Here is a 19735-nt window from a genome sequence, read left to right on the forward strand (position 1 = left end):
GTCACAACGACTCCAGAAAACGGATGAGGTTGTCGCGGTCGGCCTTTTCCATCTCCACCACCTTCCGGCGGGCGGCCTCGGCCTCGCCGCCATGCCACAGAACCGCCTCGAGCAGGGTGCGGGCGCGCCCGTCATGCAGGAAGCCGGCCCGCTCGTTGACGGTTTTGGCAAGGCCGATGCCCCACAGCGCCGGCGTGCGCCATTCGCGGCCGCTCGCCGTGCCCTCCGGCCGATGGTCGGCCAGACCCTCGCCCATGTCGTGCAAAAGCAGGTCCGTATAGGGCCAGATGAGCTGGAAGCCGAGGTCCGGCACGGCCGCATCGCGCCGGGTGACATATTTCGGCGTGTGGCAGCCTGCGCAACCGGCCTCGTAGAACAGCTTCTTGCCGGCCAGCACCTGCGGGTCGTCCACGTCGCGGCGGGCGGGAACGGCGAGGTTTCGCGAGTAGAAGGTGACGAGATCGAGGAGCTCGCCCGGCACCTCCTGTTCTCCAAGCTCCGGCTGGGCGCCATGGGGCAGTGCCCGGCAGTCGGCCTGCCGGTCGGTGCAGTCGCCCCAATGGTCGGGGTGAAGCGGCGTGGACAGGCCCATGTCGCCGGAGAACGCATCCGCCGTCTGCTGTCTCACGCTTGCGGCATTGCCCTTCCAACCGAAGCGGCCGAGGCGCCATTCGCCCGTCTCGTCGCGCACCCAGCGGGCCCGGCCGGAGATGCCGTCGCCGTCGGCATCCTCCGGGTCCTCGCGGGCAAGGATGTCGCCGGCGTCGATGGCTTCGAGCAGACCGAGGCCGATCATGGGCGGGGCGACACGCGCCGACAGCATGACGTCGGGGTGGAGCGGGCCGTAGCCCGGATTCTCGATGGAAAGCTTCGGCTTGCGCAGGCGGACCGTCTCGCCGCCCCTGAGGACAACGGGCAGCTCCTCGTAGTCGATGCGCACGCGGCCTTCGGCCGGCAGGCCGGCGACCGCGAAATCCTGAAGCTGGCTGCCATAGACAGGATCGGGCGCGGCGGACAGACGGCCGTCGCGAATCATCTCCCGCTCGGCGGCACCGGGCGGCACGGACAGACGCACCAGAAGCGAGACGGCGGAATCGCCGGGATGGGCCGGCGCATGGCCGCGCCCGTCCTTGATGTGGCAGGACTGGCAGGCCCGCGCGTTGAACAGCGGCCCCAGCCCATCGGAGGCGCGCGTCGAGGACGGCGCGGACACCCAGTCCTTGCGGAACAGGCCATTGCCGAGCAGGAAGCGCTGCCTGCCCTCGAAATCCAGATTGGCCGAGGGATGAGAGAAGGCATCGGCGTTGATGCGCTTGAGGGAAGTGGCTGCGCCGGCCTGCATGCGCTCGAAGCGCTCGGCCTCGTCAAACGTGGCGGCAGGGCGCGTGACCTTCTCCACCCGCAGCCGATCGGCCGCGTCCAGATCGTCGCGCGGGTAGGGCCGACCGGCCCAGGCGGCCGCAAGGGCGGCAAGCAGGCCGGCCGCCCAGACGGCCGTTGCAAGGCGGGTGGACGCGCGCATCGCCGCCGCGGCTCCGCCTACTGGAAGACGGCGCCGGGATTGTCGAGGCTGTCGGAGCCTTCGATGGCCACGCCCGACAGATCGAGCGCGGCAATGACGCGCTCCAGCGAGCGGGTCTGCGCGACCAGCGCGTCGATCAGGGCCTGGACGGCGGCATTGCCCTCCTCGTTGCCCTCGCCGATCATCTGATCGTACGCCTCCACCGTCTCGGCCCGGGTCTTCAGCGCCTCGGCGGCTTCCATGGCGGCGGCCAGCCTGGCTTCCATCTCGTCCGCCAGGGCAGGGTCGGTCTCACGCACCAGATCGGCCAGGCTTGGCCCCTCCACCGTCTCGCCGTTCACCCGCCGGTAGCGACCGAAATAGACATTGTCGATGCCCAGAGCGTCGTAATAGTGGCTGTTGTGGGTGTTGTCGGAGAAGCAGTCGTGCTCCTCCTCGGGGTCGTTGAGCAGCAGGCCAAGCTTCATGCGCTCGCCGGCGAGCTCGCCATAGGACAGGGAGCCGAGGCCCGTCAGCATGGCGGTGAGCCCGGCGGCGGGACCGCCCTCGGCGAGGGCGGCGCGCGCCTCGCCATCCTGCTGCCAGTTGGCCACCATTTCCTCGAGGTCCGCGACAAGCAGGTCGGCGGCGGCCATGAGATACTGCGCGCGGCGCGCGCAATGGCCGCCGGTGCAGTTCTGCGGATCGAAGTCCGTGTAGGGACGGGCACCCGCACCTGGGCCGGTGCCGTTGAGATCCTGCCCCCACAGCAGGAACTCGATGGCGTGATAGCCGGTCGCCACGTTGGCCTCGATGCCGCCCGCCTCGTGCAGGGACTGAAGGAGCGCCGGGGTGATCTCGGCCGCATCGACGGTCTCGCCGGCAATGCTCAGCCTGTCATTGGCGATGATGTTGGCCGTGTAGAAGCTGTTCGTGTCGGACTCGGTGCCGTAGCTGGCGTCCACATAGTCGATGAGCCCCTCGTCCAGCGGCCAGGCGTTCACCCGGCCCTCCCAGGCGTCGACAATGGCGTTGCCGAAACGGTAGGCCTCCGTCTGCTGGTAGGGCACGCGCGCGGCAAGCCAGGCTTGCCGCGCCGCCTCGAGCGTCTGCGGCGAAGGCTCGGCGATCAGCGCTTCCACCGCGCCCTTGAGGGCGCGCGCCGTCTCCAGGCTGTCCTCATAGCCGGCCAGGGCGATATTGGCATAGGTCTCGACCACGGCCGGGGGTTCGGCGGCATGGGCCATGGAAACGGCCAGGCCGGCCGTGGCGAAAGCAGTCGTCAACCTCATCGCGGGTTCCCTCCTTGCGCGATTTTTCGGTGCGGCGGCGAGCGGGACGCTCTCCCCCTCTCTCAAAATACTGGAGAGAAATAATCATATTTACTTGCACGCCGCAAGGCGCTCAGGAGGCGGCGCGCACCGCGATGACGGCGTTGGTGCCGCCGAAGGCAAAGCTGTTGGACAGGGCGGCACGAACGGGGCGACGGCGCGCCTCATTGGGCGTGACGTCGAGATCGCAATCGGGGTCGGGCGATTCGTAGTTGACGGTCGGCGGCACGATGCCCGCGCGCACCGCGCCGACGCAGGCGATCAGCTCGATGGCGCCGGCGGCCCCCAGGCAATGGCCGTGCATGGACTTGGTGGAGGAAACGGAGAGCCTGTCCGCATGGGCGCCGAAGACGCGGCGGATGGCCTCGGTCTCCAGCCTGTCGTTGGCCTTGGTGCCGGTGCCATGGGCGTTGATATAGTCCACCTCGTCGGGCGCGAGCCCGGCCTCGGCCAGGCAGGCGCGCATGGCGCGCACCGGCCCTTCCACGGTGGGCGCGACGATGTCGGCAGCATCGGCCGACATGCCAGCCCCTGCAAGCTCGGCAAGGATGGGAGCGCCGCGCGCGGTGGCGTGCTCCAGCGTTTCCAGCACGGCGATGCCCGCGCCCTCGCCCAGCACCAGGCCGCGACGGCCGGCGGAGAAGGGGCGGCAGGCATCGGGCGCCAGCACGCGCAGCGCCTCCCACGCCTTCATGACGCCGTAGACGAGCGGCGCGTCGGCGCCGCCGGCCAGCATGACGTCGGCGCGCCCGAGGCGAAGCTGGTCGGCGGCCAGCGCGATGGCGTGGTTGGAGGAGGAACAGGCGGAGGTGGCGCCGAACACCGGGCCGGAAAGCCCGTGCACCATGGAGACCTGGCCGGCCGCCGCGCCCGGCATGACGCGCGGCACGGTGAAGATGCCGGTGCGGCTCCTGCCCTCCAGGAGGATGGCGCGGTAGTTCTCCTCGATCGAGTGCCAGCCGCATATGCCAACGCCCACCACGGCACCGATACGCCCGGCATTGCCGGCGTTCACCGCAAGCCCGGCGCGCGCCAGGGCCTCCCGCGCCGCGATGACGGCCAGCAGGCTGAAACGGTCCATGGTGACCAGGCGCTTGTGGTCCAGACCGTGCTCGGGCAGGGCCTTGATCTCGCCGCCGATGCGCACCTTCACTTCGTGCAGATCGGCGTTCTCGACGGGGCCGATGCCGCTGCGCCCGGCACGCATCGCCTGCCAGATGGAATCCGCATCGCCGCCCAGCGCGCAGATGCCGCCGAGGCCGGTTATGACGATGCGCGGCGGCGCCATGGCTCAGGTCTTCGCCGCCACGAGCGCGCGCACGGCGTCGACGATGTCGGAAACGGTGTTGAGGTTCTCCCAGGCATCGGCCGTGTTCATGTCGATCTCGATGCCGAATTCCTCCTCGAGATCAAAGATGATCTCGGTCAGCTCCAGCGAGTGAATGCCGAGATCCTCAAGCCGCGTGGAAAGCTCGACACCCGACGAGCCCTCTCCGGCATGGGCCCGGATCCTGGCGAGAATGCTTTCGCCAAGCGTGTCTTCGCGATGCTGGCCATGCTCGCCCATGGCGTTCCCTCCAGGCGGTCGGCGGCTCCGCCGCACCTTGTTCGCCCCTGCGGCGGGCGTGTTTCCTGTTCGCCCTTGCCCGGAGAATAAGAGCCCAATCGGGGCCGGCCGGCAACCCCTATTGCTCGCTGCCGTTCACGAAGATGGTAACGTTGTTCGCGTCGTCGAATTCCACCGCGACGATGTCCCTCAGAAGGATCGAGCGCGAATCGACGGCGTGATAGAACATGGCGCTGCCCTCGATGGACTGGCGCAAGGTCTGGATCTCCTCCTCGTGCGCGGCGATTGCCTCGCCGATCGGGCCTGTCGCGATGTCATCGGGCAGGAAGATGATCTCCAGCGTATCGAGGCTGAACGCCTTGCGCACGCGCTCGGCATTGGCAAGCGTGTTCTCGATGGCCCCGACGATGCGCTCGGCCTGGTCGGCGCCTGCCGCCTCCTCCGTCTTGACGTCGGAGCCTATGATGGCCTCGATCGCCTGCTCGCTGTCGAGCCCCTGGGCAAAAAGCGGCAGGTTGGCCAGCGGCGCCACCAGAACGGCCAGGGCCAGCACCAGCGGCAGCGCCTTCTCCATCGCGGCGAGGGCCGCAGGTGCGGTCGGTTCCATTGCATGCATCACGTCGTCTCCTTGCGTTTGGCAGTCACCAAGGCAGACCCGCAACGGCCAGCACGGCCGAAGGGTTCCGCCGGCACGTGCCGCCTGTCGATCACAGAACGATGTCGGCCGTAAGGCGATGGCTCAACACCCTGTCGGCGTTCGGCAGGTCGTTCGTCTCCACCCAATGGCGGGCCGCCTCGGACGAGCGCCCGTGGGCGTGCCAGCGGGCCAGCAGGCGGCGTTCGAGCTCGGCGCGCGGCACGTCGAGAAAGACCGAGACGTCGAAGAGCCCGGAGAGCGTGTTCCACGGCGCCTCGTCGAGCAGCAGATAGTTTCCTTCCACCAGAACGATGCGGGTGTGCGCCTCGACGATGGCCGCGGCGGCGCGCGACAGCTCCATGCTCCGGTCGAACAGCGGAATGGCGACCTCCGGCTCGCAGGCCCGCAGACGCTGAAGCAAGGTGTGAAGGCCGGCAAAATCGAAGGTCTCGGGCGCGCCCTTGCGCTCGGAAAGCCCCTTTGCCTTCAGCACGGCATCGTCGAAATGGAAACCGTCCATCGGCACCACGGCCGCCGTCTCACCGCACCGGGCGAGCGCCTCGGCCAGCTCCGCCGCCAGGGTGGACTTGCCCGAGCCCGGCGGGCCGGCGACGGCGACCATGAGGCGCCGCCTGTACCGCGCGCGCTCGACCAGGGTGTTGGCAAGGGTCTTGGGGTCCATGATGCTCCTCACGCGCCGAGCCACGCCGGATAGTCGGAGACCAGCAGGCGGTGGGGCTCCTCGTCCTCCTCGATGTCGGAGAAACGGTCGATGGGCTCGGCGAAGATGTTGTCGGTGAGATCGTCATTGACGGTCGACACCTCGCCGATCAGGACATCCGAGCCCTCGGCCCAGAACTCGTGCCACACGCCAGGCATGAGCGTCACGCTCTCGCCGGGAGCAAGCTTCAGGACGTCGCCGGCCTCAAGGCGGCGGACGATGCCGTCCGTGGGCACGCTGACCGGCGCCCTGCGGTCGATCGCGCCCTCCGCATCGGAGGCGTAGAGCTGGATGCAGAGCGTGCCGCCGCCACGGTTGATGATGTCCTCCGCCTTGATCACATGGCGGTGCATGGGCGAGATCTGGTCGCGGCGGGAGATCATGATCTTTTCCGCATAGAGCATGCCGCGCCCTTCCTTCAGCGCCTGCGGATCGCCGTTGCGCACGGTGAAGAGGAAAAGCCCCTTGTTGGCGAAATCGCCGACGCCATAGTCCGTGATGTCCCAGCCGAGCCGCGCATCGACGATGCCGCCGATGTCGGCGCGGCGCGCCTTCATCTCCTCCGGCGTCCAATCGGCAAAGGGGGGCAAGACGTAGCCGAAGGAGCGGATGAAGCCGGCGCCCTCGCGCAGAATGTCGTTGACTTTCGAGCGTTTCATCGCCTGTCCCTCCTCACGGCGAGTCAATGGATGCACGCCTCGTACAGGAAGGCGCGGCCCGCGCCAAGCCCGCCTTCCCGTCAAAACGCCTTGAAGGTGAGCGTGGTGAGCGAGCGCACGATGCCGGGCACATTGGCAATGTTGTCGTTGACGAACTTGCCGATGTCCACGCCATCGTCGATATAGACCTTCATCAGCAGGTCGTATTCGCCGCTGGTCGAATAGAGCTCGGAGGCGATCTCACGCTCATAGAGCACGTCGGCCACCTCGTAGGTCTTGCCTGGCTGGCAGCGCAACTGAACGAAGACGGGTCTCATGACATCCTCTGCTTGTGGTCGGGGCGAAAGTCCGCCGTTCCCGTCGCTCTGTCAACCGCCTTCAACAGCCTGTTGGCAGGCGGGCGGCGGGCTTTGCAACCGGCGGCTTTCTGAAGCATAGTCCCGGCCATGAACCAAGCAGCGCAGAGCAAGGATTACGAAGAGGAGCTGCGCCGTGCCGGCGTGCGCATCACCCGGCCGCGGCAGGTGATCCTGCGCATCCTCTCCGAGACGGAGGACCACCCGGATGCCATGGAGATCTTCAACCGCGCCTGCGAGATCGACCCCAGCATCTCGCTTTCGACCGTCTATCGCACGATGAAGCTGCTGGAGGAGAAGGGAGCCATTCACCGCCACGCCTTCGAGGGCGGGCGGGCGCGCTTCGAGCAGGCCGGCGGTGGCCATCACGACCATCTGATCGACATCGACACGGGCGACGTGATCGAGTTCCATTCCGGCAAGATCGAGGCGCTGCAGGACGAGATCGCCCGCTCGCTGGGTTACGAGATCGTGTATCACAAGCTGGAGCTTTACGGGCGCAAGCGGCGCCGGCGGTAGGCGATGGCGGACATCGGGAAGGCGCCGGGCGGCGCGCAGGAGACGGACGACAATCCATGAGCAAAGCGGACATCGGCCTGATCGGTCTTGGGGTGATGGGCGCCAATCTGGCGCTCAATATCGCGGAGAAGGGGTTCAGGGTCGCCGTCTATAACCGCACGACCGCGCGCACCCGCGGCTTTGTCGAGGAGGCGGGGGCGCTGGCCGGCAACATCGTCGCCTGCGAGACGCTCGAAGCGCTCGCCGATGCAATTGCCCATCCGCGGCCGATCATCCTGATGGTGCAGGCCGGCAAGGCGGTGGACGAGCAGATCGAGGCGCTGAAGCCGCTGCTGGGCGCCGAGGACATCATCATCGACGCCGGTAATGCGAACTTCCGCGACACGCGCCGGCGCATGGCGGCGCTCGAAGAAAGCGGTCCGCATTTCATCGGCATGGGGGTGTCGGGCGGCGAGGAAGGCGCGCGCCACGGGCCCTCGATCATGGTCGGCGGCAAGGAGGTGGCCTATCGGCGCATCGAGCCCATCCTGCAGGCCATTGCCGCCCGCTACGAGGGCGAACCCTGCCAGGCATGGCTGGGCCCGGACGGGGCGGGCCACTTCGTGAAGACCATCCACAACGGCATCGAATATGCCGACATGCAGATGATCGCCGAAATCTACGGCATATTGCGCGACGGGCACGGCCTTTCGGCGCACGAGATCGCGCCGATCTTCGCCGAGTGGAACGGGGGGCGGCTCAACTCCTACCTGGTGGAGATCACCGCTGCGGTGCTTTCCGCCGACGATCCCGAGACGGGCAAGCCGATGGTCGACGTGATACTCGACCGCGCAGGGCAGAAGGGCACCGGGCGCTGGTCGGCCATCGAGGCACAGACGCTGGGCGTGCCGGCGACGGCGATCGAGGCGGCGGTGGCAGCCCGCAGCCTCTCGGCCATGAAGGCGGAGCGCGAAGCGGCCGAGAGGCGCTTCGGCGTGCCCGCGCCTGCCGCAGGGCCGGCAGGCAAGGAGGCGCTGGCCATTCTGGAACAGGCGCTGCTGGCCGGCAAGATCGTCGCCTATGCGCAGGGCTTCTCCGTGATGGCCGCGGCCTCGCGCGAGTTCGGCTGGAACCTGCCGCTGGGCACGGTGGCGCGGATCTGGCGCGCCGGCTGCATCATCCGCTCGCAATTCCTGGGCGAGATCGCGGCCGCCTTCGACGAGGCGCCGCAGATGGAGAACCTCCTGTCCACGCCCGCCTTCGCGCCGGTGATCGAGACCGCCCATCCGCACCTGCGCCGCGTCGTGGCGCGCAGCGCGGAGGGCGGGCTGCCCGTGCCGGCGCTTTCGGCGGCGCTTGCCCATTTCGACACCTTCCGCCGCGCCCGCGGCACGGCCAACCTCATCCAGGCGCAGCGCGACTTCTTCGGCGCCCACGGTTTCGAGCGCGTGGACCGCGAGGGCAGCCACCACGGCGCCTGGGGACAGGCGGGATAGCGGCAGGGCCTAGAAAAGCCGCCAGGCGATGGCGAGAAGGACGAGCGCGATGACCCACAGGGCGAGACGACCCGAGCGGGCATGCCGGGCCTCGGCACGGCCGATCGCCTCCGCCGTGCCGGGGTCGAAGCGCAGGCCGTTTTCTGCCATGGCCTCGATCTCGCGCGACAGGCGCTCGGTGCGGGCTGCCAGTTCCGGCGCCTGACGGGCGAGGCTTACCAGCGCGGCGAGGCCGTCGCGGGCATCGGTGACGAGGCCGCGCGGCCCGAGATTGGTGGCGATCCAGCCGGAAACCACGGGCTCGGACGCCTTCCACATGTTGAAATGCGGATCGAGCGTGCGCGCCACGCCCTCCACCACCACCATGGTCTTCTGCAGCAGCAGAAGCTCCGGCCGTGTCTGCATGTCGAACAGCTCCGTCACCTCGAAGAGAAGCGTCAGGAGCCGCGCCATGGAGATGGTCTCGGCCGGCTGGCCGTGAATCGGCTCGCCAATGGCGCGCAGCGCCTGCGCGAAGGCGGCGACATCGTGATGGGCGGGCACATAGCCGGCCTCGAAATGCACCTCCGCCACGCGGCGGAAGTCACGCGTGATGAAACCATAGAGAATTTCGGCCAGAAAACGGCGTTCCTTCCTGCCGATGCGCCCCATGATCCCGAAATCGACGGCGACGATGGTGCCGTCCGGCTCCACGAACAGGTTTCCGGGGTGCATGTCGGCGTGGAAGAAGCCATCGCGCAGCGTGTGCCGCAGGAAGGACTGGATGAGGGTGACGGCCAGCTGCTCCAGATCGTGGCCGGCGGCACGCAGGCCCTCGATGTCGGACATCTTGATGCCGTCGATCCACTCCAGGGTGAGAACGTCGCGCCCGGTGCGCCGCCAGTCCACCCAGGGGACGCGAAAACCGGGATCCTCCCGCGCATATTCGTGCATCTCGGAGATGGCGGCCGCCTCCAGGCGCAGATCCATCTCGATCTTGGTCGTCTGGGCCAGCGTCCCGGCCACCTCCACCGGGCGCAGGCGGCGGGTGGCCGGAATCCAGCGTTCCTGCAGGCGGGCGGCGAGGAAATAGCTTTCCAGGTCGCGGAAGAAGCGGCGGCGGACGCCGGGGCGGATGACCTTGACGGCGACGGGGCGCTCCTCCCCCTCGTGGCGGATCGTGGCGCGGTGCACCTGCGCGATGGAGGCGGCGGCCACCGGCGCCCCGAAGGTCACGAAGAGCGATTCCACCGGCGCGCCCAGCGAATCCTGGATGGCGGCGCGCGCCTGCGCCTCGGGAAAGGTGTCCATGCGGTCCTGAAGGCTGGCCAGGTCGAGCGCCATCTCATGGCCCACCACATCGGGCCGGGTGGCCAGGAACTGGCCAAGCTTGACATAGGAAGGCCCCAGCCGCTCCACGGCGATGGCCAGGCGCTCGGAGCGCCCGCGCGCGCCGGCGCGGCGGCGCGAGACGGCCTTGGCGAAGCGCCAGCCGAGCCGCGGCAAGCCTTCCAGATGGTCGCCCGGGAGGGCGGCCACGACGCCCTCGCGCAGAAGAATCCAGCCCGCGCGGACGAGGCGGAGATATGCACCCAGCGTGCTCATCGCCGCGTCAGATCTTCCAGCCGGAATGCAGCGCGGCAATGCCGCCGGAATAGTCGCGCCAGGTGACGCGGGAGAACCCGGCCTCGCGCAGCATCGCGGCGAAATTCTCCTGGTTGGGGAACTTGCGGATGGATTCGACGAGATAGCGGTAGGGCTCCTCGTCGCCGGCCACCGCCTTGCCGATGCGGGGTATGACGTTGAAGGACCAGGCGTCGTAGACCCTGTCGAGGACCGGCATGGAAACCTCGGAGAACTCCAGGCACAGGAAGCGGCCGCCGGGCCTGAGCACGCGGAACGCCTCGCTCAGCGCCGTGGCGATGTGCGGCACGTTGCGAATGCCGAAGGCGATCGTGTAGGCATCGAAGGAGCCGGCGGGAAAGGGCAGCGCCTCCGCATTGGCCTCCACGAAGTCAAGATTGGCGCCGAGGCCGCGCCTGTCCGCCCGCTCGCGGCCGACGGCCAGCATGGAGCCGTTGATGTCGAGCACCGTGACATGCGCCTGGCGGGCCGATGCCTCGACGATGCGCAGCGCAATATCGCCGGTGCCGCCAGCCACATCCAGCACCCGGTAGCCGGCGCGCCGCGGCGGCGCGAGCCAGGTGACCATCGCGTCCTTCCAGACGCGGTGCAGGCCGCCCGACATGAGGTCGTTCATCAGGTCGTAGCGCTCTGCGACGCGGTGAAACACGCCGTTGACGAGGCTCTGCTTCTCAGCCTCGCTCACCTGCCGAAAACCGAAGGCGGTCTCCATTCCGCCCGAGGCCGTGGTACGCTCCTGCGACATCGCTCTCTCTTGAAAAAGGCCGGCGCGCTCGAAAACGGCGCGACCATAACCGATCGGTCGGCCCGGCGCCATTGATGAATGGAGCGACGTAGAGACGCGCGGCGCAAAAGGCAAGGGCGGAGCCGCGACGGGCCCCGCCCTTCATGTCCGCCGCACCGTCAGGCGGTGGGCTGCCGGGTCTTTCTGAGATAGGGCAGGATGGTCTCGAAGGAACCGAAACGCTTCGTCGCCTCCTCGTTCGAGACGGCGGGCGTGATGATGACGTCCTCGCCCTGCTTCCAGTTGGCCGGGGTGGCCACCTGATGCTTGGCTGTGAGCTGGATGGAATCGATGGCGCGCAGGATCTCGTCGAAATTGCGCCCCGTCGTCATCGGGTAGGTGAGCACCAGCTTGATGCGCTTGTCCGGTCCGATCACATAGACCGAGCGCACCGTGGCGTTGTCGGCCGGCGTGCGGCCCTGCGCGGAATCGCCCGCGTCGGCCGGCAGCATGTCGTAGAGCTTGGCCACCTTCAGGTCCTTGTCGCCGATCAGCGGATAGTCGACGGCAAAGCCGGTCGCCTTCTCGATGTCGGCCTTCCAGCGCTCGTGATCCTCCACGGGATCGACCGAGATGCCGATGATCTTGGCGTTGCGCTTGCGGAACTCGTCCTCAAGCCCCGCCATGGTGCCCAGCTCGGTGGTGCAAACGGGGGTGAAGTTCTTGGGGTGGCTGAACAGAACGGCCCAGCCGTCGCCGATCCACTCGTGGAAGCTGATCGTGCCATGCGTGGTCTCGGCCGTGAAGTCGGGGGCGATGTCGTTGATGCGAAGACCCATGGGTGTTTCTCCCTGCTTGAACGCTGCCCCTATAAGATAGGCGCGGCCTGTGACGGTATTGAGGATCAGAACGGGCGCGAAACGGCCGCCGGTAGAAAAATATACCTAAAAGCCGAGCAAATGAGGTAAGATTTTCCATGCGCCATATTTCGGCGCCGGCTTCGCATCGTCTGCGCTCCTAAGCCGCCTTTGCCTTGCCGCTCACCTGGTAGTCCTTGACGGCGGTGAAGGTGATGGCCGGCCAGCGCTCGGCCTCGTAGTTGAGGCCGAACGCGTGGGGCGCGAGGAAGACCGGATCGTCGTCGAGATCGCGCGCAATGTCGCCGCGATGGGCGGCGATGAAGCGGTCGAGCTCCGCCGGTTCGCGCGCAGCGATCCAGCGGCACACGGAAAAGCGCGCCGCCTCGAAATCCACCGGCAGGGCGTATTCGTTCTTCAGCCGCTCCCTGAGCACGTCGAGCTGCAACGCGCCCACCACGCCGACGATGGCCGGCGAGCCGTCTTCCGGGGAGAAGAGCTGCACGACGCCCTCCTCGGCCATCTGCCGCAGCGCCTCCTTCAGCTTTTTGGCCTTCATGGCATCGCCGAGGCGCACGCGGCGCAGGATCTCGGGCGCGAAATTGGGGACACCGCGGAAGACGAGATCCTCGCCCTCCGTCAGCGTGTCGCCGATTCTGAGCGTGCCGTGGTTGGGAATGCCCACCACATCGCCGGGATAGGCCTCATCGGCGGTGATCCGGTTCTTGGCGAAGAAGAACTGCGGCGCCGTCAGGCTGATGGACTTGCCGGTGCGCACGAGCCGGGCCTTCATGCCGCGCTCCAGCCGGCCGGAGCAGACGCGCACGAAGGCGATGCGGTCTCGGTGGTTGGGGTCCATGTTGGCCTGGATCTTGAAGACGAAGGAGGTCATCTTCTCCTCCGTCGCTTCCACCTTGCGGCTCGCCGCCTCCTGGGCGCGCGGCTGCGGGCCGATGGCGCCCAGCGCCTCGATCAGGTCGCGCACGCCATAGTTCCTGAGCGCCGAGCCGAAATAGACCGGGGTCAGATGCCCTTCGCGGAAGGCGGCCAGATCGAAGGGGCGGCAGGCTTCCTTCGCCAGCAGCATCTCCTCCACGAAGGCCGCGCGCTCATGCCCGGGCAGGAGGCCCGCCACGGCGTCGGACTCCGGCCCGTTGACCGGGATCGGCGCCACGTCCTCGTCGGAATGGCGGATGGTGTTGTCGGCCAGGTGATAGGTGCCGGAAAAGCTGCGCCCCCGGCCGATGGGCCAGGTGACGGGCGCGGTGTCGAGCGCCAGCTTTTCCTCGATCTCGTCCAGGATCTCGAAGGGGTCGCGGCTTTCCCGGTCGAGCTTGTTGACGAAGGTGATGATGGGAATGTCGCGCAGCCGGCAGACCTCGAAGAGCTTGAGCGTGCGCGGCTCGATGCCCTTGGCGGCGTCGATGACCATGACCGCCGAATCGACCGCCGTCAACGTGCGGTAGGTGTCGTCGGCGAAGTCCTCGTGGCCGGGCGTGTCGAGCAGGTTGAAGACATGGTCGCCATACTCGAAGGTCATCACCGAGGTGACGACCGAGATGCCGCGCTCCCGCTCGATCGCCATCCAGTCGGAGCGCGAATGCATGCGGTTCTTCTTTGCCTTCACCTCGCCGGCGAGCTGGATGGCGCCGCCGAACAGCAGCAGCTTCTCGGTAAGCGTGGTCTTGCCCGCATCGGGGTGCGAAATGATCGCGAAGGTGCGGCGGCGCGCCACCGCGTCGGCCAAACGTGCTGACATCTCGTGGAAATCCTTTTACGGGCGGGCTTCTAGCGCATTTTGTGCGACGGGGAAACCGCCGATCGCCGCCGAAGGCGCGGCTTTGCGGACAAATCGCCGCGCAGGCGGCGCAAACGCACGAAAGGCGGTGGAAAACACCCCTGCCGGCAAGCGGCGAATTGACGCCCGCCAGCGGCGGCGGCAGATAGGAGGCATGGTCAACTCGTCGTCCTCCTCCATGCCCGTGCCCGGCCCGACCGTCGGCATCGTGCGTCTGCCGCATGCCGAGGGCCTGCCCCTGCCAGCCTACGAATCCGCCGGTGCGGCGGGGATCGACCTGCGCGCGGCCATGCCGGAGGACCGGCAGATCATCCTGCTGCCGGGCAGGCGCGCGCTGGTGCCCACCGGCTTCATTCTGGAGATTCCCGAGGGCTTCGAGGGACAGGTGCGGCCGCGCTCGGGTCTGGCCCTCAAGCATGGAATCACGTGTCTCAACACGCCCGGCACCATCGATTGGGACTATCGCGGCGAGGTGCAGGTCCTGCTCGTCAATCTGGGCGAGGACGACTTCGCCGTCAGGCGCGGCCTGCGCATTGCCCAGCTTGTCATCGCGCCGGTGACGCGCGCGCGCATCGAGGAACGCGGCAGCGCCGGGCAGACGGCGCGCGGCGCCGGCGGCTTCGGCTCCACCGGCATGGCGTGAGCGCGCGCCAGATCCCGCCTCGTGCCCGGCCGCGGGCGATGCTTTCCAGCCTGGCGGGGCAGGTGCCGGCATCCGCAGACGGTCGGTCGTAAGAAAGTCGTATGGGCGGGCCGTTTTCCGCCACCGCTGCCGGGGTTATTGTGCCTGCCGGCCCGCGGTGCGATTCCCGGTTGGCATCACGCCGGCATGGGCTAAATTGAGCCTCCTTCCTGCCCGGAAGGGGCACAGGCAAAGAAAGCATCCCAGCGGAGGAGCAGCAGATGATTGGCATGAAGGGTAAGGTTCTGGCCGGCGCGGTGGCGCTCGGCCTCGGGCTCGGCACGGCAGCGGCGGGCGCACAGGAGTTCATCAATGTGCTGACCGGCGGCACCTCCGGCGTCTACTATCCGCTCGGTGCCGCGCTTTCCAAGATCTACGGGGACAACATCGAGGGCGTGCGCACGCAGGTGCAGTCCACCAAAGCCTCGGTGGAGAACCTCAACCTCCTGCAGCAGGGCCGCGGCGAGATCGCCTTCGCGCTGGGCGATTCCGTCAAGTCCGCATGGGAAGGCGACGCGGAAGCGGGCTTTCCGCAGAAGCTCGACAAGCTGCGCGGCATCGCCGCCATCTATCCCAACTACATCCAGATTGTCGCCTCGAAGGAATCCGGCATCAGGAACTTCGAGGACCTGAAGGGCAAGAGCCTTTCCGTGGGCGCCCCGAAATCCGGCACGGAGCTCAATGCCAGGCGCATCTTCGAGGCCATGGGCATGAGCTACGACGACCTCGCGCAGACGGAGTATCTGCCCTTCGGCGAGTCGGTGGAGCTCATCAAGAACCGCCAGCTCGACGCGACGGTGCAATCCGCTGGGCTGGGCGTGGCATCCATCAAGGACCTGGCGCTTTCCGTGCCCATCCAGATGGTGGCGGTGCCGGAAAGCGTGGCCGAAACCCTCGGCGCACCCTTCATCGCCGCCACCATCCCCGCCGGCACCTATGAGGGCCAGGAGGAGGACGTGGCCACGCTGGCGATCACCAACATCCTCGTGACCCATTCCGACGTATCCGATGAGGTGGCCTATCAGATGACCAAGCAGCTCTTCGAGAATCTCGACGAGCTGGTGGCCGCCCACTCCGCCGCCAAGGCGATCTCCGCCGAGAACGGGCCGAAGGGGCTGCCCCTGCCGCTGCATCCGGGCGCGGAGCGCTACTACAAGGAGCAGGGCCTGCTCTAAGGCGACGGGCGGCGCGGGCCGCGCACGGCGCGCCGCTGGCGCCCGTGCGGCCCGCGCCGCCACACCCGCCAAGGCGGACATCGACAAGAAGAAGAACCGGACGGGGAACGACGGGTGAGCACGAAAGCCGACAGCGCAAGGCCCGCAGGCGCGCCGCAGGATCCGACCCATGGCGCGTTCGAGCCGACACGGGAGGGCCGGCTCCTCATGTGGATTGCCGTGGTGTTCTCGCTCTATCAGATCGCAACGGCCGCCCATCTCATCACCCTGCCAAGCCAGGTGGTGCGCGCCTTCCATGTCGGCTTTCTGATGTTGCTGGTCTTCCCGCTCGCCGCTGGTGCGCGGGGGGCGGGGCGCGGCTGGAAGGCCGCCGCCTGGGCGCTGGCGCTGGCGGGTGTCGCCGTCGCCTTCTACCAGTTCGTCGAGTACAAGCCCCTGATCCTGCGGGCCGGCGATCCGCTGCCGCGCGACATCGTCTTCGGGGTCGTCGCGCTTGTCACGGTCTTTGTGGCGGCCTATGTGCTGATGGGGCCGGCGCTGCCCATCATCTCCGGCCTTTTCCTCGCCTACTGTCTGTTCGGGCAGCACCTGCCCGCGCCGCTCAACCACCGCGGCTACGACTTCAGCCAGGTGATCGACCACATGGCCTATGGCACGGAGGGCATCTACGGCATCCCCATCTATGTCTCGGCCACCTATATCTTCCTGTTCATTCTGTTCGGCGCGTTTCTGGAACGGGTCGGCATGATCAAGCTGTTCACCGATGTCTCGCTGGGCCTCGTCGGCCATGCGCGCGGCGGCGCGGCCAAGGTTGCCGTCATCTCGTCGGGGCTCATGGGCACGATCTCCGGCTCCGGCGTGGCCAATGTGGTGACGACCGGCCAGTTCACCATTCCGCTGATGAAGCGCTTCGGCTATCGCGCCGCCTTTGCCGGCGGCGTGGAGTCCACCTCCTCCATGGGCGGGCAGCTCATGCCGCCGGTCATGGGCGCCGTCGCCTTCATCATGGCGGAGACGCTGGGCATCGAATATTACGAGGTGGTGCAGGCGGCCATCATTCCCGCCCTGCTCTATTTCGGCTCGGCCTTCTGGATGGTGCATCTGGAGGCGGGCAAGTACGGGCTGCACGGCCTGCCGCGCGGCGAGCTGCCCTCGGCAATCGACGCACTGCGCAAGGGCTGGTATCTCATCCTGCCGCTTGCGGTGCTGGTCTATCTTCTCTTTACCGGCTACACGCCGCTCTTTGCCGGCACCGTCGGCCTCTCCCTCACCGTTCTGCTCATTCTCGGCGGTTCGGTGGCGCTCGGCCTGCCGGGGCAGGTGCTGCGCGTCATCTTCTGGATCGGCCTCGGCCTGGTGGCCGCCAGCTTCTTCCGCTACGGCATCAACGCCATCGTGATCGCCGCCGCACTGCTCATCGCCGCCAATGTCTTCGTGGAGGGCGGGCGGAAGACGCTGGACGTGTGCCGCGCCTCGCTCGCCGAGGGGGCGAAGACGGCACTGCCGGTGGGCGTGGCCTGCGCCATCGTGGGCATCATCATCGGCACCATGACGCTGACGGGCGCGGCCAACACCTTCGGCCAGTTCATCGTCTCGGTGGGCGAGACGAGCCTGTTCCTGTCGCTGGTGCTCACCATGATCACCTGCATCGTGCTGGGCATGGGCATTCCCACGATCCCCAACTACATCATCACCTCCTCCATCGCCGGCCCTGCGCTTCTGGCGCTTGGCGTGCCGCTCATCGTCAGCCACATGTTCGTCTTCTATTTCGGTATCCTGGCCGACCTCACGCCGCCCGTGGCGCTCGCCTGTTTCGCCGCAGGGCCGATCGCGCGCGAGAACGGGCTCAAGATTTCCCTGGAGGCGGTGAAGATCGCCGCCGCCGGATTCGTGATCCCCTTCATGGCGGTCTACACCCCCGCGCTGATGTTGCAGGACGGGGGGCCGCTGGCGCAGAGTGTCGGCTATGCCGCCGCCGTCGCCTACATCGTCTTCAAGGCGGGGCTGGCCATCGGGCTGTGGGGCGCGGCCGTGATCGGCTATCTGCGCCGGCCGCTTGCCATCTGGGAGCGGCTTCTGGGAGCGGCGGCGGCCTTCACGCTGATTGCGGCGCTGCCGGTGACCGATGAAATCGGCTTTGCGCTGGCCGGCCTCTTCCTGGCTGCCAACTGGTTCCTCAAGCGCCCCGTGGCGGCCCCCCGCCCGGGGCCGGGCGACGCCTCGACATGAGCCTGTGCGTGATCGCAGGCGGCAAGACGGCGGTTCTCGCTGCCTCGCTTTTCACGCTCTCCTGGACGCATTCCGTCGAAAAGGTGGAATGGCGCGAGACGTGGCGCGTGCTGCCCGCGGGCCTGCAGCTCGTGGAGGCGCGGGTGAAGGGCTCGGGCGCCGGCATGGAGCCACCGCCCGATGCGCGGCTCGAAGCGGGCTGGTGGGTCTATGCCCCGCGGGTTGCCGCGCTACCGGTGCTGCGCCTGGCCGCATCCGGGGCCACCGGCGCCGGATGGCGCCTGTGCGCGGATGGCGATTGCCGGCAGATCGGCGCCGAGCCCGGCGCGCCGGTGCTGCTCAGGCCCTGCCCGTGAGGCGGCGCATCAGGCGCGCGCCTGCGGCTCGCGGCGACGGCGCGCCGCGCATGCGGGACCCGGCCCGCGCATGTAATGACGCTCGGGATGATAGCGCGGCGCAAAAAGACCGCGCAAAGACTTTGCCCAGCCAATGAACAACCTCACCAACCCCATGGCGCTGGTCCCGCTCTAACGCTCCTTTTCGGCCATCCTGCCACCGGAGCCTGAATTCTCTGTGAATGTCCGCTTCGGCCGTAGGGAAAAGCAGCCCTGCATGGCGGAAAAGGGGTGTTTTTCCGGCCTTCTTGTGACAGCGGGAGGCTGTGGCCGAAAGGGCACAACCCTCAGGGGGGAGGATGCAGAGAGATCAGAGAGACACTGGGCAGAAAGCGGTCAGCCCGGATTTTCGAGAAATGGTGGAGCCAAGGGGAGGCCCGAAGACGTCCCACAAGACCATTTTCTTTCAATCACTTACATCGTATTGGCCACCTCCGTGTATACCACTTCTGTAGACAGGTTCAAGAGGGGCTGCGAGCAAACTGTATCCCCGCATGTGCGGGGGAACCTTGTACATGCCGAGGCTGCCATCGAAGATCGGGGGGCTATCCCCGCATGTGCGGGGGAACCAGGGATACCGACTGTCTTGCTGACCTTCGTCGGGGGCTATCCCCGCATGTGCGGGGGAACCAATGGTCTTGGCGGCGGCGGTGGCCTTGGTGGGGGGCTATCCCCGCATGTGCGGGGGAACCATTTCCGTATCAGAAACGGCTTCCTGAGACTGGGGGCTATCCCCGCATGTGCGGGGGAACCAGGCGATCAACACGTGCCTCCTGTTCCCGAACGGGGCTATCCCCGCATGTGCGGGGGAACCGTCCGATTTTATTCTTTTTACTAATACTTTTTGGGGCTATCCCCGCATGTGCGGGGGAACCGCGCATTATTCGGCGCAGCGGCGAATGGTTCTGGGGCTATCCCCGCATGTGCGGGGGAACCCGCGAGACATGCCGCAGCGATAGGCCAATTCGGGGGCTATCCCCGCATGTGCGGGGGAACCTGCCTTCGATTGAATCGGAAATCTCGTCGGGCGGGGCTATCCCCGCATGTGCGGGGGAACCGCATCTGGCGAATCCCTTCAATATCCTCGGCGGGGGCTATCCCCGCATGTGCGGGGGAACCCTGCTCTACATCCTCCTGGCCTTCGCCGCCGGGGGGCTATCCCCGCATGTGCGGGGGAACCGTCAGCTCCTTGGCGGCGTCCTCGTCCAGCAAGGGGCTATCCCCGCATGTGCGGGGGAACCCAGGGCACGCCGCTGCCGATCATCGACTCGACGGGGCTATCCCCGCATGTGCGGGGGAACCTTTCCCGCGCGCCTCCTCTTGTGACATGCAGCGGGGCTATCCCCGCATGTGCGGGGGAACCGGCAGCTCGCGCTCCATGCCGGGGCCGGTGATGGGGCTATCCCCGCATGTGCGGGGGAACCCCGCCCGCCTGTTTCAGACCCGCCGCTTACGGGGGGCTATCCCCGCATGTGCGGGGGAACCC

At 67.7% G+C, this 19735-nt stretch carries 18 protein-coding genes and 1 CRISPR repeat array; of the genes, 6 read left to right on the top strand and 12 right to left on the bottom strand.

Going from position 1 to position 19735, the window contains the following annotated elements; genetic code table 11:
• Nucleotide 1: 1 nt before the first annotated feature.
• From NYR58_RS12365 to NYR58_RS12400, 8 genes are all read right to left on the bottom strand, one after another.
• Complete coding sequence (locus NYR58_RS12365; protein WP_261521166.1) at nt 2-1522, bottom strand: di-heme oxidoreductase family protein; 1521 nt, start codon at nt 1520-1522, stop codon at nt 2-4.
• Nucleotides 1523-1539: 17 nt separating this feature from the next.
• The gene (locus tag NYR58_RS12370) at nt 1540-2793 is read right to left on the bottom strand and encodes an imelysin family protein (RefSeq protein ID WP_261521167.1); all 1254 of its coding nucleotides are present in this window, start codon (nt 2791-2793) and stop codon (nt 1540-1542) included.
• A gap of 112 nt (nt 2794-2905) precedes the next feature.
• The gene (locus tag NYR58_RS12375) at nt 2906-4120 is read right to left on the bottom strand and encodes a beta-ketoacyl-[acyl-carrier-protein] synthase family protein (protein ID WP_261521168.1); all 1215 of its coding nucleotides are present in this window, start codon (nt 4118-4120) and stop codon (nt 2906-2908) included.
• A 3-nt stretch (nt 4121-4123) separates the two neighbouring features.
• Complete coding sequence (locus tag NYR58_RS12380; RefSeq protein WP_261521169.1) at nt 4124-4399, bottom strand: acyl carrier protein; 276 nt, start codon at nt 4397-4399, stop codon at nt 4124-4126.
• Between the two features lie 118 nt (nt 4400-4517).
• Nucleotides 4518-5015: a hypothetical protein gene (locus tag NYR58_RS12385; RefSeq protein WP_261521170.1), complete on the bottom strand. Its 498-nt coding sequence runs from the start codon at nt 5013-5015 to the stop codon at nt 4518-4520.
• Nucleotides 5016-5106: 91 nt separating this feature from the next.
• Nucleotides 5107-5718: a nucleoside triphosphate hydrolase gene (locus tag NYR58_RS12390; protein WP_261521171.1), complete on the bottom strand. Its 612-nt coding sequence runs from the start codon at nt 5716-5718 to the stop codon at nt 5107-5109.
• An 8-nt stretch (nt 5719-5726) separates the two neighbouring features.
• Nucleotides 5727-6416, bottom strand: a complete 690-nt coding sequence (locus tag NYR58_RS12395) for a D-lyxose/D-mannose family sugar isomerase (protein ID WP_261521172.1) — start codon at nt 6414-6416, stop codon at nt 5727-5729.
• A gap of 80 nt (nt 6417-6496) precedes the next feature.
• The gene (locus tag NYR58_RS12400; RefSeq protein ID WP_261521173.1) at nt 6497-6733 is read right to left on the bottom strand and encodes an Lrp/AsnC ligand binding domain-containing protein; all 237 of its coding nucleotides are present in this window, start codon (nt 6731-6733) and stop codon (nt 6497-6499) included.
• A 129-nt stretch (nt 6734-6862) separates the two neighbouring features.
• Here NYR58_RS12400 and NYR58_RS12405 point away from each other — a divergent pair, with 129 nt between their 5' ends.
• Both NYR58_RS12405 and gndA read left to right on the top strand, forming a co-directional pair.
• A complete protein-coding gene (locus NYR58_RS12405; protein WP_261521174.1) occupies nt 6863-7291 on the top strand; it encodes a Fur family transcriptional regulator in 429 nt (142 codons plus the stop codon).
• Between the two features lie 56 nt (nt 7292-7347).
• Nucleotides 7348-8766, top strand: a complete 1419-nt coding sequence (gndA, locus tag NYR58_RS12410; RefSeq protein WP_261521175.1) for an NADP-dependent phosphogluconate dehydrogenase — start codon at nt 7348-7350, stop codon at nt 8764-8766.
• A gap of 9 nt (nt 8767-8775) precedes the next feature.
• Here gndA and ubiB read toward each other — a convergent pair whose 3' ends face one another.
• The 4 genes from ubiB to NYR58_RS12430 all read right to left on the bottom strand — a co-directional run bounded on the left by ubiB (nt 8776) and on the right by NYR58_RS12430 (nt 13729).
• Complete coding sequence (gene ubiB, locus NYR58_RS12415; RefSeq protein ID WP_261521176.1) at nt 8776-10350, bottom strand: 2-polyprenylphenol 6-hydroxylase; 1575 nt, start codon at nt 10348-10350, stop codon at nt 8776-8778.
• 7 nt (nt 10351-10357) lie between these two features.
• Nucleotides 10358-11134 carry a bifunctional demethylmenaquinone methyltransferase/2-methoxy-6-polyprenyl-1,4-benzoquinol methylase UbiE gene (gene ubiE, locus NYR58_RS12420; protein ID WP_261521177.1) on the bottom strand — a complete coding sequence of 259 codons (777 nt, stop codon included), beginning with the start codon at nt 11132-11134 and terminating at the stop codon, nt 10358-10360.
• A 158-nt stretch (nt 11135-11292) separates the two neighbouring features.
• On the bottom strand, nt 11293-11952 hold the full coding sequence (locus NYR58_RS12425) for a peroxiredoxin (protein ID WP_261521178.1): 660 nt from the start codon (nt 11950-11952) through the stop codon (nt 11293-11295).
• A gap of 178 nt (nt 11953-12130) precedes the next feature.
• On the bottom strand, nt 12131-13729 hold the full coding sequence (locus NYR58_RS12430) for a peptide chain release factor 3 (RefSeq protein WP_261521179.1): 1599 nt from the start codon (nt 13727-13729) through the stop codon (nt 12131-12133).
• A 193-nt stretch (nt 13730-13922) separates the two neighbouring features.
• On the opposite strand from NYR58_RS12430, the gene dut reads away from it, so the two are divergent.
• The 4 genes from dut to NYR58_RS12450 all read left to right on the top strand — a co-directional run bounded on the left by dut (nt 13923) and on the right by NYR58_RS12450 (nt 18210).
• Nucleotides 13923-14411: a dUTP diphosphatase gene (gene dut / locus NYR58_RS12435; protein WP_261521180.1), complete on the top strand. Its 489-nt coding sequence runs from the start codon at nt 13923-13925 to the stop codon at nt 14409-14411.
• Nucleotides 14412-14680: 269 nt separating this feature from the next.
• Nucleotides 14681-15625, top strand: coding sequence for a TAXI family TRAP transporter solute-binding subunit (locus tag NYR58_RS12440; protein WP_261521185.1), 945 nt, complete (start codon nt 14681-14683; stop codon nt 15623-15625).
• 207 nt (nt 15626-15832) lie between these two features.
• Nucleotides 15833-17854, top strand: coding sequence for a TRAP transporter permease (locus NYR58_RS12445; protein ID WP_261521186.1), 2022 nt, complete (start codon nt 15833-15835; stop codon nt 17852-17854).
• Nucleotides 17851-18210, top strand: a complete 360-nt coding sequence (locus tag NYR58_RS12450; RefSeq protein WP_261521181.1) for a DUF1850 domain-containing protein — start codon at nt 17851-17853, stop codon at nt 18208-18210. The genes NYR58_RS12445 and NYR58_RS12450 overlap by 4 nt, the downstream gene beginning before the upstream one ends.
• 519 nt (nt 18211-18729) lie before the next feature.
• A CRISPR array of direct repeats spans nt 18730-19734; the repeat unit is 29 nt; unit sequence GGGGCTATCCCCGCATGTGCGGGGGAACC.
• The last annotated feature ends 1 nt before the right edge of the window (nt 19735 follow it).

This window comes from Chelativorans intermedius (assembly GCF_025398255.1).
In the GTDB taxonomy this organism is placed as follows: Bacteria; Pseudomonadota; Alphaproteobacteria; order Rhizobiales; family Rhizobiaceae; genus Chelativorans; species Chelativorans intermedius.